At 57.1% G+C, this 15,699-nt stretch carries 18 protein-coding genes; 13 read left to right on the forward strand and 5 right to left on the reverse strand.

Annotated elements, in window-relative coordinates:
- Window positions 1-54: 54 nt before the first annotated feature.
- Window positions 55-813, forward strand: coding sequence for an ABC transporter ATP-binding protein (locus tag ABV300_RS06655; protein ID WP_058439668.1), 759 nt, complete (start codon window positions 55-57; stop codon window positions 811-813).
- A complete protein-coding gene (locus ABV300_RS06660) occupies window positions 792-2,036 on the forward strand; it encodes a SufD family Fe-S cluster assembly protein (protein WP_353714101.1) in 1,245 nt (414 codons plus the stop codon). Before ABV300_RS06655 ends, ABV300_RS06660 begins: the two co-directional genes overlap by 22 nt.
- A 54-nt stretch (window positions 2,037-2,090) precedes the next feature.
- Here the strand turns inward: ABV300_RS06660 and ABV300_RS06665 are convergent, their stop codons facing one another.
- The 3 genes from ABV300_RS06665 to ABV300_RS06675 form a co-directional block, all read right to left on the reverse strand.
- The gene (locus tag ABV300_RS06665) at window positions 2,091-2,279 is read right to left on the reverse strand and encodes a zinc ribbon domain-containing protein (RefSeq protein WP_353714102.1); all 189 of its coding nucleotides are present in this window, start codon (window positions 2,277-2,279) and stop codon (window positions 2,091-2,093) included.
- 55 nt (window positions 2,280-2,334) lie between these two features.
- A complete protein-coding gene (locus tag ABV300_RS06670; protein ID WP_058439671.1) occupies window positions 2,335-2,514 on the reverse strand; it encodes a zinc ribbon domain-containing protein in 180 nt (59 codons plus the stop codon).
- Window positions 2,515-2,622: 108 nt separating this feature from the next.
- Entirely contained in the window at window positions 2,623-2,829 is a 207-nt protein-coding gene (locus tag ABV300_RS06675; protein WP_353714103.1) for a zinc ribbon domain-containing protein, read from the reverse strand.
- A 97-nt stretch (window positions 2,830-2,926) separates the two neighbouring features.
- Between ABV300_RS06675 and ABV300_RS06680 the strand changes: the two genes are divergently transcribed.
- From ABV300_RS06680 to ABV300_RS06730, 11 genes are all read left to right on the forward strand, one after another.
- Window positions 2,927-3,529, forward strand: coding sequence for a YkgJ family cysteine cluster protein (locus ABV300_RS06680; RefSeq protein WP_353714104.1), 603 nt, complete (start codon window positions 2,927-2,929; stop codon window positions 3,527-3,529).
- Window positions 3,530-3,543: 14 nt separating this feature from the next.
- Window positions 3,544-5,331, forward strand: coding sequence for a YgiQ family radical SAM protein (locus ABV300_RS06685; protein WP_353715376.1), 1,788 nt, complete (start codon window positions 3,544-3,546; stop codon window positions 5,329-5,331).
- Window positions 5,294-6,475, forward strand: coding sequence for a M20 family metallopeptidase (locus ABV300_RS06690; RefSeq protein ID WP_353714105.1), 1,182 nt, complete (start codon window positions 5,294-5,296; stop codon window positions 6,473-6,475). Before ABV300_RS06685 ends, ABV300_RS06690 begins: the two co-directional genes overlap by 38 nt.
- 23 nt (window positions 6,476-6,498) lie before the next feature.
- Entirely contained in the window at window positions 6,499-7,296 is a 798-nt protein-coding gene (locus tag ABV300_RS06695; RefSeq protein ID WP_353714106.1) for an acyl-CoA dehydratase activase, read from the forward strand.
- Between the two features lie 45 nt (window positions 7,297-7,341).
- Window positions 7,342-8,367 carry a phosphate acyltransferase PlsX gene (plsX, locus tag ABV300_RS06700; RefSeq protein WP_353714107.1) on the forward strand — a complete coding sequence of 342 codons (1,026 nt, stop codon included), beginning with the start codon at window positions 7,342-7,344 and terminating at the stop codon, window positions 8,365-8,367.
- Window positions 8,345-9,280, forward strand: a complete 936-nt coding sequence (gene trxB, locus ABV300_RS06705) for a thioredoxin-disulfide reductase (RefSeq protein WP_353714108.1) — start codon at window positions 8,345-8,347, stop codon at window positions 9,278-9,280. The genes plsX and trxB overlap by 23 nt, the downstream gene beginning before the upstream one ends.
- 27 nt (window positions 9,281-9,307) lie before the next feature.
- Window positions 9,308-9,760 carry a 50S ribosomal protein L9 gene (gene rplI, locus ABV300_RS06710; protein ID WP_353714109.1) on the forward strand — a complete coding sequence of 151 codons (453 nt, stop codon included), beginning with the start codon at window positions 9,308-9,310 and terminating at the stop codon, window positions 9,758-9,760.
- A 5-nt stretch (window positions 9,761-9,765) separates the two neighbouring features.
- Entirely contained in the window at window positions 9,766-11,127 is a 1,362-nt protein-coding gene (gene dnaB, locus ABV300_RS06715) for a replicative DNA helicase (RefSeq protein ID WP_353714110.1), read from the forward strand.
- Between the two features lie 31 nt (window positions 11,128-11,158).
- The gene (locus ABV300_RS06720) at window positions 11,159-11,845 is read left to right on the forward strand and encodes a DnaD domain protein (RefSeq protein WP_353714111.1); all 687 of its coding nucleotides are present in this window, start codon (window positions 11,159-11,161) and stop codon (window positions 11,843-11,845) included.
- Window positions 11,832-13,166: an ATP-binding protein gene (locus ABV300_RS06725; RefSeq protein WP_353714112.1), complete on the forward strand. Its 1,335-nt coding sequence runs from the start codon at window positions 11,832-11,834 to the stop codon at window positions 13,164-13,166. The genes ABV300_RS06720 and ABV300_RS06725 overlap by 14 nt, the downstream gene beginning before the upstream one ends.
- A 108-nt stretch (window positions 13,167-13,274) precedes the next feature.
- The gene (locus tag ABV300_RS06730) at window positions 13,275-13,787 is read left to right on the forward strand and encodes an HNH endonuclease (RefSeq protein ID WP_353714113.1); all 513 of its coding nucleotides are present in this window, start codon (window positions 13,275-13,277) and stop codon (window positions 13,785-13,787) included.
- Window positions 13,788-13,825: 38 nt separating this feature from the next.
- Here ABV300_RS06730 and ricT read toward each other — a convergent pair whose 3' ends face one another.
- Window positions 13,826-14,671 carry a regulatory iron-sulfur-containing complex subunit RicT gene (gene ricT, locus ABV300_RS06735; protein WP_353714114.1) on the reverse strand — a complete coding sequence of 282 codons (846 nt, stop codon included), beginning with the start codon at window positions 14,669-14,671 and terminating at the stop codon, window positions 13,826-13,828.
- Entirely contained in the window at window positions 14,664-15,698 is a 1,035-nt protein-coding gene (locus ABV300_RS06740) for an AAA family ATPase (RefSeq protein ID WP_353715377.1), read from the reverse strand. The genes ricT and ABV300_RS06740 overlap by 8 nt, the downstream gene beginning before the upstream one ends.
- Window position 15,699 lies beyond the last annotated feature (1 nt).

Genomic DNA, 15,699 nt, shown 5'->3' on the forward strand with positions numbered 1-15,699 from the left:
TTGACCCCCGCAGAATGGTAACCGATAATAGATATATCATCCGGGAGGTAGTCAATGGACAGCGATAAATTATTGGAAATTAAGAACCTCAAGGTAGCCGTCGAGGGCAAAGAAATCCTCCATGGCATCAGCTTGTCAATCAAAGCCGGCGAGACTCATGTTATCTACGGTCCCAACGGCAGCGGCAAGACTACCCTGCTCATGACCATTATGGGCTTCCCGAAATACAAAATTACCGGCGGCCAGATCATCTTCGAGGGACAGGACGTTACCGATGCTACCCTGGACGAGCGGGCGCGCGTCGGCATAGGTCTTTCCTTCCAGCGTCCCCCGATTGTCCGCGGCGTTAAGACCCGGGATATGGTTACCGCCTGCTTCCGAGGCCGCGAGGACGGCGACACGCTGTCGCGCCTGGCGGAAAGAGCCAACATGACCGATTTCCTGGACCGGGACATCAACTACGGCTTTTCCGGCGGCGAGACCAAGCGTTCCGAACTGCTGCAGCTCCTGGCCCAAAGCCCCGATCTGGTACTCCTGGACGAACCGGAATCCGGTGTTGACCTGGAAAACATCGCTCTCATCGGCGACCTGATCAACGACCTGCTGGAAAAAACCCATCCGATGCGCAACCGCACCCGCAGCGGACTGATCATCTCCCATACCGGCCATATTCTTGAATATGTCAATGCCCGCACGGGATATGTTATGTTTGAAGGCCGCATCATCTGCGAGGGCGACCCCCATGAAATCCTGGAAACCATCAAAATCAAAGGTTATGGAGAGTGCGCCTCATGTCAGATCTGCAAAAGGTAAAGGCTCCTGATTTCTCCGAACGCGCCCGGGCCGCCGCGGCTAAAAAAGCCGCCGCCGGGCCGGATATCGACCTCGACGGGTTCAAGGTGCCGGTCAGGGGCGAAAAAGGTTACCTGGACAGCCCGGAGACCATTTCCGAAAAAGATAAAAGCCGCATGCTGGAGTCCGGAATCATGCTGGACGACCGGACCGGCCGTTCCGGCACCTTCGTCCAGATGGACAACACCCCGGTGCACTTCCACGCCGCCCAGCAAGGCATCGAGGTCATGAGCATCTCCGCCGCCTGGGAGAAGTACGACTGGCTCAAGGACTACTGGTGGAAGGCGGTGGCCGTAGACGCCGACAAGTATACCGCCCATGTTGAGCTCCACGGTGCCGACGGCTATTTCATCCGCGCCCTCCCGGGAGTCAAGACCGATTACCCCGTCCAGGCCTGCCTCTACCTGGAGGCCGGCAAAGCGGTCCAGGATGTTCACAACATTATCATCGCCGAGGAAGGCTCGGAGCTGCATATCATCACCGGCTGCGCCGTTGCCCACCGCCAGGAGATGGGCCTGCATCTGGGCGTCTCCGAGTTCTACATCAAAAAGGGCGCCAAGATAACATTTTCCATGATTCACACCTGGTCGCCGGAGACCGAGGTACGGCCGCGTACCGGAGCGATCATCGAAGAGGACGGATTGTTCCTATCCAACTACGTTATCATGAAACCGGTGCACTCCATCCAGGCATCGCCGATCGCCCGATGCGTCGGAAAGAACGCCACGGTGCGCTTCAACTCGATCATGGTGGCCACTCCCGGCTCCCATATGGATCTGGGTTCCCGCGCCTTTCTCAACGCTCCGGGTGCCCGCACCGAGATGATCGCCCGGGCAATCACCGCCGGCGGCGAGATCGTTTCGCGCGGCTACATGGAGGGCAACGCGCCCGACATCAAGGGGCATCTGGAATGCCGCGGCCTGATTCTTAAAGATAACGGCTCCATCCACGCCATCCCGGAACTAAAAGCTACGGTTCCCAACGTCGACCTGTCCCATGAGGCGGCGGTGGGTAAGATTGCCGAAGACGAAGTGGAATACCTGATGGCCCGGGGTTTAACCCGTGACGAAGCCACCGCAGCTATCATTCGCGGTTTCTTGAAAGTGGATATCGAGGGTCTGCCGCCGATGCTTAACGCCGAACTGCGCAAAGCGGTGGAAGCCTCGGAAAAAGAAGCTTTATAAATGCAAAAAGCCTTCGAGTTTCTCTAAGGCTTTTTCCGCGGCATCATAACCGGTTTATCCCCGCTCAAAAGGCCAGTGAGGATGCTGCTTGTGCTTATCACCGCCGGTGATGAAGGTTGCGGGTTTGCGGGTTACCTCGGTTGAGGCGCATTTCGGGCAGGCGACGGGACTGGAATCCGAAAACTTCCTGAGCATCTCGAACTTGTTTTTACATTTCTGGCAAATATAGTCGTAAAGCGGCACTGGAACCTCCTGAAAGAGGATTTATAAGGCAGCAGAGCCTGGTGGCCTGGTGCTGCTAGGATAACTCCCAGGGCATCTTGCGCGGCGCCTTCCCCGTGGTGACGAAGGTGGAAGCCTTCTTTTTGATTTCGGTATCGCCGCAGTTGGGGCAGGTCACAGGTGACGTGTCAGTGACCTTACGAAGGAGTTCAAACTTCTTTTTGCATTTTTCGCAGCGGTATTCGTATAGCGGCATTCGAGTCCCTTTTTTCCGCGTATTTTAACAAACCAGACCCGGACAGACAATTCTGTCCGGGCGAAGTTTTTCAATTTTTCGGATCCGAACCGGATCCGGGAGCTACCCTCAAGATGAAACCCTTGGCGACGGCCCGCAGCCGGCGCCGCCGTAACTACCCGCGCCGCCCCCGATGCCGCAACTGAAATTTGATATCTTACGTTCAACTTCATAGGAGCCGCATTTTGGGCAGGTCACCGCCGCCGTATCGGACAGGCGGCGGAGCAACTCAAATCTCTTGGCGCAAGACTTGCATGAATACTCGTAAATAGGCATCGTTCACTCCTGCACTGGATATTGTATTATACTACATGATGTACAGAATCAATGAAGTGATATTGGTCACATACAATCCGACTGCGAAGTTTGAGGGATGCCGAATTATTTTAAAGCTTTAGGTGTGTCCGATGCCGACCTGGCTGTCGCCCGCGGTCTGGCGGCAGGGCACTTCAGCGGTCAATTTGGGGAAAAATACAAAAAGTATGTTGCCCGGGTCGGCGCGGCGCTGCTCGAAATTTACCCGCCGGCTCACAAGCTGCCGCCTGAAGAAATTATCGACCTGATCAGCATTATCGACATCATCGGGCCCGATTCCAGAGGCCTGATGAAGCGGCTCAAGGAGTCGTGCACCGGCTGCGGCTGGTGTTGTTCCCAGACCAAGCGGATCGTCGTTGACGAGGAAGATACCCTGCGCATCAGCCGTAAACTGAAGCAAAGGCGCGAAGACCTGTTCATATTCGACGGCAAAGAATGGTTGATAAAGAAAGCGCACCCGTGCGGCTGGTGGAACCCCAAAAACGGCCGCTGCCTGATTTACGCCGACCGCCCCCATACCTGCCGCGTCTGGCCGCTTGGCGTGACTGAAGCCGGTCATAAAACCATCCAGCCGATGGAGCACTGCAATTACGCGGTGATGGTGACGGTCAACAAAGTAATTTGGACCCTGGAGAACGCCGCCAAGCAAAGCGGCGAATGAAACTCGGGGCTCTAATGTTTCTACCTACCACTAAAGCAGAACTTAACGCCATTGGCTGGAACCAACTCGACGTTGTCCTGGTCACCGGCGATTCATATATCGACAGCCCTTTCATCGGTGCCGCCGTCATCGGCAAGATGCTTGCGCGGGCCGGGTACCGCGTCGGCATCATCGCCCAGCCAGACATTCATTCGGCGGCGGACATCACCCGCCTGGGTGAGCCGAGGCTTTTCTGGGGCATCACCGGCGGCTGCATCGACAGCATGATCGCCAACTACACCTCGCTCAAGAAGAAACGGAGAAGCGACGACTACACCCCCGGCGGCCGGAACACCCGCCGCCCCGACCGTGCCGCCATTGTTTATACCAACCTCATCCGGCAGCATTTCAAGAACACCGCCCCGATAGTTATCGGGGGGTTGGAAGCCTCGCTGCGGCGGGTGGCTCATTACGACTACTGGGACGACCGGGTCCGCGGCTCGATCCTCTTCGACGCCAAGGCGGATTACCTGATCTACGGCATGGCTGAAAAAGCGGCGGCCGAACTGGCCGGAACCCTCAATCAAGGCGGCGATGTACAGCAAATCCGCGGCCTGTGCTATATCGCCGGCGAGGCCGAAATGGCAGCGGTGCGGAAGAACTACATTGAACTGCCGCCGCTGGATGCCGTCGAGAAGGACAAAGAAGCCTTCATCCACATGTTCCACGCCTTCTACCAAAACAACGACCCTATCACTGCTCAAGGGCTGTACCAGAAACATGGCAACCGCTACCTGGTGCAGAACCCGCCGCAGCCCTTGATGAGCCAATTAGAACTCGACGGCGTCTTCAGCCTGGGTTTCGAACGTGCCCAGCACCCCTATTACGAAAACCTGGGTAAAGTGAAAGCCCTGGAAACGATCAAGTTCTCGATATTATCCCACCGCGGGTGCTACGGCGAGTGCAACTTCTGCGCCATCGCCGTCCATGAAGGCCGCACCGTCCAGTGGCGGAGCGAACAATCGATCCTTGCTGAAGCGCGGGAACTGACCAAGTACCCGGACTTCACCGGCTACATCCGCGATGTCGGCGGGCCGACGGCCAACATGTACGGCTTTGAGTGCGGCCATAAACTGGAACGCGGCCCCTGCTCCAACAAGCGCTGCCTCTACCCGGATGTCTGTCCGACGCTCAACGTCGACCACACGAAGCAGGTTTCGCTGCTTAAAAAGATGCGCAAGATTGAAGGCATCAAGAAGGTCTTCGTCGCTTCCGGCGTCCGCCCGGACCTGGTGCTGGCCGATAGGCAGCACGGCGAACCGTACCTGAAAGAAGTCGTCGGCCATCATGTCTCCGGCCAGATGAAAGTGGCCCCGGAGCACTCTGAAGAAAGCGTGTTACGGTTCATGGGCAAGCCGTCCGCCGCTTCCACGCTCAAGTTCAAGGCAATGTTCGACCGGCTGTCCAAAGCGGCGGGCAAGGAGCAGTTCCTGACCTATTACCTAATTGCCGCCCATCCCGGCTGCACCGTCGCGGACATGCGTAACCTGAAAGCCTTTGCCGCCAAAAACCTCAAGATGAACCCGGAGCAGGTCCAGGTCTTCCTGCCCGCCCCTTCGACGTATTCAAGCCTGATGTATTACACCGGCATGAACCCCTTTACTGGCAAACCGATATTCGTTGAAAAAGAACCGCGGCTGAAAAACTTCCAGAAGGACATCATCACCGAGCCCACGGATGAAAAACGCATAGCCACCCGCCGCGGCTTGGGCTATAATCAGTCTCATGAGAAACGACCTCGCCTCCCTCAAGCAAAGCGCTAAAGAATCCGTCGCCTCCCAATCCGCCGCCCTCCGCAAGATAGCCCTGGACATTCACGATAATCCTGAGTTGGGCTTCAAGGAGAAGCAGGCCGCGGGCTGGCTCACCGCCCACCTCAAGCAAAACGGGTTTGCCGTCGAGATGGGCATCGCCGATCTGCCGACAGCCTGGAAGGCCACCTACGGCTCCGGCAAACCTGTTATCGCCTTCGTCGGTGAATACGACGCCCTGCCGGAGGTCGGTCACGCCTGCGGTCATAACCTCATCGCCACGGCGAGCGTCGGCGCCGCCGTAGCCGCCAAAACCCTCGCCGACAAGTTCGGCGGCACCGTGGTCATGATCGGCACCCCGGCCGAGGAGCTTTACGGCGGCAAGATTCCCATGGTCAAGAAGGGCATTTTCAACGGCCTGGACGCCGCCATGCTGGTGCACCCCGGCTCGGACTCGACGGCAATAACACGAGCACTAGCAGTGGTGACACTTTATATCGAGTATTTCGGGCGAGAAGCCCACGCCGCCGCCCACCCGGAGCAAGGTATTAACGCCCTGGATGCCATGATCATCGGTTATAACGGAGTGACGGCTTTACGGCAGCATATCGAGCCCTCCGCCCGCCTCCATGGGATTATCACTGATGGCGGCAAGGCAGCCAACGTGGTGCCGGGGCACGCCGCTGGCACCTTCCTGGTGCGCGCCATGACCATGAAGTACCTCGAGGAATTAAAGGAAAGGGTGTTAAACTGCTTCCGCGCCGGGGCGCTGGCGACCGGCGCCGAGCTTTCCTACCACTGGGACGAGCACGCCTACGAACCGCTGCTGCCAAATTTCACCCTGGCGGGGCTGTTCGCCGAGAATATCAGAAGCCTCGGCCGCGACATTGAACTCGACGACTGCTCCCACGCCTTCGGCTCCACCGATATGGGCAACGTTTCCTGCGTCGCGCCGTCGCTCCATGGCTTCTTGGCCATCGCCCCCAAGGGCGTCTCTGGCCACACCAAAGAGTTCGCCGCCTACGCCGCTTCAGAGGAAGGCATCAAGGGCATGCTGGACGCCGCGGCCGGCATCGCTATGACCGCCGCCGACCTCTTCTCCAACCCGGAGACGCTGGTCAAGGTCAGGTCCGAGTTTGAGAAGGCCCTCAAATAAATAATAGATCATATATAAATTACATGGGTGTCTATCTGGGACTCGATGCCGGCTCCATCTCCACCAAAGCCGCCGTCCTTTCGCCTGATGGTAAATTCTTCGCTTCGGCGTACAAACCCACGGCCGGCGACCCGCTGGCGGCTTCCGAACTGGTCCTCGCCGAGGTGAAATCAAAGATCGAGGGTGAGATTTTCGGTCTGGCCGTCACCGGCAGTGCCCGCGAGTTGGTCGGTCAAATGCTGGACGCGACCATCATCAAGAACGAAATCACCTGCCAGGCGCTGGCCGCCGCCCACCTGGTGCCGGACGCCCGTACCGTCATCGAAATCGGCGGCCAGGACTCCAAGTTCATCGTCTTGAAAGATGGATTGGTGCAGGACTTCGCCATGAACACCGTCTGCGCCGCGGGCACCGGCAGCTTTTTGGAACACCAGGCGCGGCGGTTGGGGCTGTCCATTGAAGAATTCGCCGCCAAAGCGCTGGAAAGCACGTCGCCGATCAAGGTTGCCGGCCGCTGCACCGTCTTCGCCGAGTCCGACCTGATTCACGCGCAGCAGACCGGAGCGTCGGTCTCCGATATCATCTACGGGCTATGCCTGGCCCTGGCACGAAATTTCCTGGCCGATGCCGGCCGCAACCGGAATATCGAACCGCCTGTCATTTTTCAGGGGGGAGTGGCCAAGAACGCCGGCATGGTACGGGCTTTTCGTGAACGGCTGGGCTGTAAGATGGTCGTGCCGGGGATGCCGGAGATATCCGGCGCGTTGGGGGCTGCCTTGCTCTTAAAGCGGCAGTTGGAGCATAATATGAACCGGTCTTGAACAAGGCCGGCGACTCCACGAGTGTTGACAAGGGAAGGGAAGTGTATGCGGATAGCTGTAGATGCCTCCGGTGGTGATTTTGCCCCGTACGAAATAGTCAAAGGTGTCATCAAGGCTGCCCAGGAACTTAAAGATAAGGGTATCGAGATTATTCTGGTCGGCAAGCGCCCGGTATTGCATGTCCAGGCCGGGAGGCACCTCAAGAAGCTGAATATTTCCATCGCGCATGCTCCACAGACTATCGAGTTCAACGAGCATCCGGTTGAAGCCTTGAGGAACAAGCCCAAATCTTCCATCGCGGTGGGTACCATGATGGTTAAAGAGGGAAAGGCTGACGCTTTTGTCTCGGCCGGTTCCACCGGCGCGATGTTATGTGCCGCCTACTTGCTGCTCGGTAAAATCGAGGGTATCGAACGGCCCGCCCTAGCCAGCATCATCAAATTGGTACCCCACGCCCCCGCGTTGCTGCTGGACGCCGGAGCCAACTCGGACTGCCGCCCACAGCATCTTGTAGAATTTGCCCGGCTGGGTAATATCTATGCCAAAAACGTCATCGGCATCGAAACCCCGCGCATTGCCCTGATGAGCGTCGGAGAGGAAGAAACCAAAGGCAACAAACTGGTCATCGAGACCCATCAGCTGCTGAAAACGACCCCAGGATTAAAATTCATCGGCAACGTAGAAGGTCACGACCTGGTACGCCACCGGGCCGACGTCATCGTTACCGACGGCTTTACCGGCAACGTCCTGATCAAAGCCTTCGAAGGTCTGGGCGATTCCATCATCAAGATACGCCAGGTCAGCCAGGCGGTAAACTCGGCTTCTCACCTTCGCGGCAGAGCTCTGCTGGCTGATGTCGGCATCGGCCATATGGTCAAAGGCATGGACTTCCGTGAGGTCGGCGGCGCCTGCCTGCTCGGAGTCAAAGGAACAATTATCGTTTCCCACGGCCGTTCACGGGCTAAGGCAATCAAGAACGCCATCCTGATGGCCAAAAGGACGGTGGAACAGCGTATACCCCAGCTTATCGCCGAGGAGGTCAAGGATAATGTCAGCGCCGTCACGGTATGACGTCATTATTATCGGCGGCGGACCGGCCGGGCTTTCAGCCGGTCTCTACACCGCCAGGGCCAAACTCAAGACACTGATCATTGAGGGTTCGGCCATAGGCGGGCGCATGGCGGAAGCTTGGGAGATTGAAAACTATCCCGGCTTCACCGAGGCTGTCCACGGATACGATCTGGGCCAGAAAATGTACGAGCAGGCCACCAGATTCGGCGCCGAGCACGCTCAAACCAGCGTTACTGGCATACGGGTTGACGGCAGAGAAAAGATCGTCACCACACCCATCGGGGATTATGCCGCCCCGGCCGTCATCATCGCCGGCGGTTCCGAGCGAAGAAAGCTGGGCGTCCCGGGGGAAACCGAGTTAACCGGCAGGGGTGTTTCCTTTTGCGCAACCTGCGATGGGCCGTTCTTCCGCGAGAAAGTAGTGGCGGTGGTCGGCGGCGGCAACGCCGCTCTGAATGAGGCGACCCATATATCCCATTTTGCCTCAAAGGTTTACGTCATTCACCGGCGGGACTCCATGCGAGCCACCAAGGTGCTTCAGGAAAAAGCCTTCTCCGATCCTAAAATCGAGTTTATCTGGAACACCGAAGTTACAGCCATCGAAGGGAAGGATTCGGTTGAACGGCTCAAACTGAAAAACGTCCAGACCGGGGCTGAATCAGCTCTGCCCGCCCAAGGCGTGTTCATCGCCGTCGGCCTGATTCCCAACACGGGTTACCTTCAGAACATCATCAGCATCGACCAGTACGGCGCCGTGATCACCAACGATAAAATGGAGACCAACGTCCCCGGGATTTATGCCGCCGGCGACGTCAGAGCTAACTCCGTCCGCCAGGTGGTCACCGCAGCCGGCGACGGAGCGACGGCTGCCCTCTACGCCCAGAAATTTATTTCTGAAAGCGCTAAACCCTGAAATAGAAACTCAACCGGAAGGATATCGATGAGAGTAGTTCTCCTTAAAGACGTGCCGAATATCGGGAAAACCGGCCAGATTAAAGATGTGCCGGACGGCTATGCCCGAAACTACCTGTTGAAAACCGGGTTGGCTGCTGCCGCCACCCACGAAGCCAGATCTTCGACTCAAGCCAAACTGGATGCTGAGCAGAAGAAACAGGCCAGGATTGAAGCCGAGCTCGCCGCCGCCGCTAAACTGCTTGACGGCCTGCAGGTGGTCGTAGTCGGAAAAACGGGAGCCGGGGACAGGCTCTACGGATCGGTCACCTCGGCGGATATCGCCACAGCGGTACAACGGGCGGCCGGATATGAACTTGACAAGCGTAAGATTGAATTGGCTGAGCCCATCCGCTCCCTGGGCGACTATATGGTGACTGTGAAACTTACCGGGGCGCTGACCCCGGTGCTCAAAGTTAAAGTTGTTCCGCAGGGGAGTTAGCGCCCTTGGTTGAATCACGGTTGCCGCCTCACGACCTGGCCGCTGAAGAAGCCGTTAACGGTTCGCTTCTGATTGACGGGAAAGTCATTTATGAGCTCGCCGCTTTTCTCCGGCCGGCGGATTTTTATAGCGAAACGGGACGCTGCGTTTATGAAGCCGCCCTGGAGCTGTACCACCGCGGCGAAGCGATTGATCAAATCACCGTTGCCCGCGAACTGGACCACCAACGCAATCTGGAGAAGGTCGGCGGGGCGGCCTACCTGGCGCACCTGCTCACCACGGTACCCACATCGCTGGATGCGGAACACTACGGCCGCATCATCTATAACCTGTCTGTATCGCGCCTGCTGATCAGCGCCGGCATCAAGATCACCGAATTGGGTTACTCCGCCGACCCCAGCCCGGGCGCGGTGATCTCAAAGGCTGAGACCCTGCTTTACAATTTGCGCAGCGAACGCGCTTCTGTCGATTTCATTCACATTAAGAGTATCCTGGACCGCTACCTGGAACCGCCTCAAACGGCGCAGCACCTTGAGAGCGTACCGACGGGCTTTTATGGCCTGAATGACTACATCGGCGGCTTGAAGCGTGGCGATCTGGTTATTGTCGCCGGACGCCCGAGCATGGGTAAGACTTCACTGGGCTTGAATATCGCCCGCAACGCCGCGGTCGACCACCACGCTTGTGTCGCAGTCTTCTCTCTGGAGATGTCTTCCGATTCGTTGGTACAGAGGCTGCTGTCCAGTGAAGCCGGGATCAATGTCAGGCACTTTACCCCGGGATTGTCCTCTCCCGATGATGAAAACCGGATCATGCACGCCATCGGGATTCTATCCGAGGCGCCTATCTACATCGATGACTCGCCTCAATTGCGGATCGCTGACCTGCGCTCCAAAGCCCGGCGCCTGCATTTTGAATACGGCATCGACCTGATAATCGTTGATTATCTCCAATTGCTGCAGGGAGACACAGGCAGCGGCAAGGGTGACAACCGGGTTCAGGAGATCAGTTATATTTCCCGCGCCTTAAAGGGAATCGCCCGGGAACTCAACGTGCCGGTGGTTGCGCTTTCCCAACTGTCACGGGCTGTCGAATGGCGGTCGTCACACGAACCAAAGCTCTCAGACTTGCGTGAAAGCGGCTCAATTGAACAGGACGCCGATATCGTGATATTCATTTATCGCGAGGAGGTCTATTTCAAAGAGGAAGAGTGGGCCGCTACCTATCCCGACAAAGAATATCCACGGGAGATCGCCGACATTATCATCGCCAAACACCGCAACGGTCCCACCGGTACGATAAAAGTGCGTTTCCGGCACGCGCTAACCAAATTCGAAAATCTGCAGTCCATCGCTGAGATTGCCTGAACCTGGTATCAAGCGACCTGTAAACATCAAAATGAAAACTTTCGACGGCTTCCCCGATAAATTCGAATTCACCGCCGTGCCGAAACCCTTTCTGGCACAAGCGCTGCCGCTTATCGGCAGCCTTGAGGAACTCAAAGCCTCCCTCCTGTTCTTCAGAGTGCTTTATCAAAAAAAGGGCTTCCCGCCGTATGTCACCGCGGCCGAGATCGCTGATCTGAACTCCGGGTTGGATGAAACCGCCGCGGAACAGGCTTTGAGCGAGGCGGCGGCCAGAGGTACCACCATCAAGCTGGCGGTGGTCGAAAAGGGAAAACCGGTAGCCCTGTATTTTTTGAATGACGGGCGGAACCGCGAAGCTGTCCAGGAGATTATTGCAGGCAGGATTAAACTCGGGAGCATCGCGCCAAACGAACCTGTCAAGTTTGTGCCATCACCCGAACTGCCGGATATCTTCAGCTTGTATGAACAAAATATCGGCCTTCTAACACCCATCATTGCCGAAGAACTCAAGGAAGCGCTGAAACTCTACCCTGAATGCTGGGTGAAAGACGCAGTCAAAGAGGCCGCCAGTCTTAACAAGCGCAATTGGCGATATATCAGCAAAATTCTGGAAAACTGGGCCACAGGCGGCAGGAACGATGGAACATATTTCGGAAATCCTCAAAAAGACCCTGACAAATACACCAAAGGCAAATACGGGAAATTTGTCCGGCGCTGATTCCCACCCCGGTGAAACGCTCAGCGATTGCCCGGGGTGCCGCGGCGCGCGCTTCGTATACGCCCGGAACGCGGATGGCAAACCGGATTATTCCCGCACCGTACCCTGCCGGTGCGTTGACTCCGCTGCCGACGCTGAGAAAGTCAGGCGGCTGGCTGAGTATTCCCGCCTTGGAACCCTGCGGTCACTGACTTTCGATAATCTGCTGCCGGAAGGCCGGCACGGTTCAACGCAAAACCGCGCCGGGTTCAAGTCGGCTTACCACGCGGCGCTGACGTTTGCTGAAGCTCCTGTCGGATTTCTGGTCCTGACCGGGCTATCCGGCGCCGGCAAGACCCATCTGGCGGCGGCGATCACCAACCGCCGTATCGATGCCGGTCACGCCGTACTCTACCGCTCGGCGCCCGATCTGCTGGACGACCTTAAGGCCGGCTTTGCCTCGAACGCCGATAATCCCTTTCCCGACACTTTTGAAATGATGAAAAATATACCCCTCCTGGTGATTGACGATCTGGGGGTCCAGTCCGACACCGCCTGGGCGCGAGAGAAACTGGACCAACTGATCACCTACCGTTTCAACCATGAACTGCCGACGGTCATCGCGACGGCACTGCCCATGGAGAGTCTGGACGACCGGCTGAGGAACCGTTTGTCGGATCCGCGCCTGGCTAAAGTGTTGAACCTGGCGACCAGCGGCGCTGACATGGATTGGCCTCCGGGGCTGGATTTACAGCGTACGATGAACTTTCTGTCTTTCGATCGGGACCGCCTTAATCTACCTCCCGAAGACAGGGATAACCTTGCCCGCGCCTACCAGGTAGCCCATGATTTCGCCCGGGCGCCGGAAGGCTGGCTCATTCTCCAGGGCGTCACCGGCTGCGGAAAGACCCACCTGGCATCGGCAATCGTGAACTTCAGGTACCAGGGAGGGCAAGCCGCTCTCTTTGTCGTCGTACCGGAATTCCTTGACCATTTACGGTCGGCTTTCAGTCCCGACGCTAAAGTTTCTTACGATGAGCTCTTTGACAGAGTCAAGACAACGCCCTTCCTGGTGCTTGATGACTTCGGCGAACAGGCTACTACGCCATGGGCCCAGGAAAAGCTTTATCAGGTGATTTCCTACCGTTACAATGCACGGCTGCCCACCGTGGTGACGACCCGGGCGTCTCTCGACGAGATCGAACCGGCCATTTCTTCACGCTTTATCGACCACCAGTTCAGCATGGTCTTTAACATCACCGCGCCGGATTACCGCGGCGACGCTTCCCACGCCAAGGCAAGAAGACCGGCGCCACGGGCATCCCGCCAATTTAAGAAGTAAGGCTCAGGCGGTAAACAGGGTTTACGGGGGTAAATTGCCCTCCGCCGGGAAACTTGCGCCGTCCGCCTTTTATCTCTAAAATGGCACCACTAGGGAGATACGGCTGAAATGCTCAATCACCCGGTGCTGGTGCTGAACCAGAATTACGAGCCCATCCACGTCTGCCAGGTTAGGCGCGCTATCCTCTTATGCTATCAGGGCAAAGCGGAAATGCTGGAAGACGGCTTAGGTCTGCTCCACACCGTCCGACTCTCCATTCCCATGCCTTCGGTCATCCGGCTGCAGCATCACGTGAGGCGTCCGCGCCCCCGGCACAAACTCACGCGGTGGGAAATTTTCCACCGCGATGATTTTTCCTGCCAGTACTGCGGTAAAAAAGCCCAGCCTCTCACCATCGACCACGTAGTCCCCCGTTTCCAGGGCGGGCGCCACTCGTGGGAAAATTTGGTGGCCGCCTGCGTGCCTTGCAACCGCCACAAAGCTGGACGAACCCCGGAGCAGGCGAACATGAAACTGCTTAAAAAACCCAGTATGCCGGAAGGCAGGCCGCTGGTCGTCGTCTCACACCGATACCAGGAGCGGATGCACATCTGGCAGAAGTATCTGCCAGATAAGGTCTGAAGTTATTTAAAGAAGGACGCCGCGGCGTCCTTCACCGACTATCTGCGCCTTTTCCTCCGCCTTCGATGGGCCAGGCCGCCCGCTTCAGCCTTTATTCCATCGGCCGGTGATTGGTCATCAGCTTCGGTGATGGGAGCCACTGAAATCCTATCTGCCGGTTCCGGAGAAACAGGCCTGATAGATTGAAGCGCGGGTTCAACCGCTGCCGCGGCAGCGCAACAACGGGCGCGCTCTTCGTTTAATTCCTTATAGACTTCATATTCATGACCCAGGCAGCAGAGCAGCCGGCCGCAGACGCCGGAGATCTTGACCGGATTCAGCGGGAGGTTCTGTTCTTTGGCCATTTTAATTGATACCGGGGCAAAATCAGTCAGGAAACTGGCGCAGCACAACTCCCGGCCGCAACGGCCGTAACCGCCGAGCAGCTTTGTTTCGTCCCGCGGACCTACCTGGCGCAATTCGACTCGAACGTGGAGTTTTCGGCCGAGTTCGCGGACCAATTCTCTAAAATCAACACGGCCTTCAGAGCTGAAGAATACTGTCAGGTGACTTTCATCGAGATTGTATTCCGCCGCCAGGCATTTCATCGGTAATCCGAGCTTCGCTACCAACTCCTCGCAATCAGCAAGCGTCTGAGACTCGGCGAAACACGTCTTATGACGGCGTTCAATATCTTCGGCAGTAGCTAACCTTATCACAGGCTTTAACGGCGACTCGAGCTGTTCGTCGGCCATTTCCCGGACCGGATTAATCACCCGTCCGATTTCCGGACCGTGGGCGGTTTCCACAACCACATCAACCCCTGTTTGAAGGTCAAAATCCGCCGGGTCGAATTGATACAGCTTACCGGCCCGTTTCAAACGAATATCGACGACATTAGCCAATTCTTTTGGTACTCCCTTTTATCACCGGCAAGTTCAGCATCAACACTTCAAGGGCAAGGCGGGGTGAGGCGTTTTGTTCCAGATGGCGCCGCGTGACATTCAAAGACCCGATGAGACGCTGCGCCTCCGCGGCAGTGATCCGGCTTGCCAGTTCCGCAGTAATTATCTCATAATCAGTATTAATAACTTCTTCTTTTATGTCAAGTTTTACCAGCAGGATATCCCGACAGAAGCTGAGCCATTGATCCAGGAGACGATATATTTCGGTACGAGTTTTACCGAAACGCTGGGACAGTTTATCTGCCAGTTCGAACCTGAAGTCGAATCCCGAGCCGAGAGCATCGGCAAGCTTAAGCAGATTGTCGCGCCTTTCCAACTGCAGTCCTTCGTCGCGGGCGGCGGCAATGGCCCAGCCTGCCCTGCCCTGGCTGAGGCGCGCCAGTAAATCGGCGCGTTCCGCCGGGAACCCCAAGCCCTGCTCAAGAAACCGGGCTATTTCGAGGCGCGGCGCCACCGCCAGCCTCAGCTTCATACAACGTGACCGAATCGTCTCGGGCAGTTGGTTCTCTCTGACGGTCGTCAGAACGAAAACCACACCGGGCGGCGGTTCTTCCAGCGTTTTTAACAACGCGTTTGCAGCCCCGTTGGACAAACGTTCGGCTTCATCGATAATAATCACCCGATATTTGCCTTCAAAAGGCGGCAGTGAAACGGCATGATTTATTTCTCGAACCTGTTCAATGGATAATTCTACCCTGCTTTTACCATCATCGTCTGCGGCTTGAACACTGATCAACCGGACATCGGCGTGAATACCGGCGGTTATGCGGCGGCATTGTTCGCAACCGCCGCACGGGGGGTTGTCGCCGGTACAGTTGAGGGCTTGAGCCAATTTCAAAGCCAGCGCAGTCTTGCCGGAATGCTCGGGAGCCGCAAGCAGATAAGCGTGGCACAATTCCCCTTTTTCGAGGCTTTTCGCCAAGAAGGCGGCCACATTTTTTTGCCCGATGATCTGCCAATCAGCCATT

Origin of the sequence: Dehalogenimonas sp. 4OHTPN, from assembly GCF_040448695.1 — a bacterium.
Taxonomy (GTDB): Bacteria; Chloroflexota; Dehalococcoidia; order Dehalococcoidales; family Dehalococcoidaceae; genus Dehalogenimonas.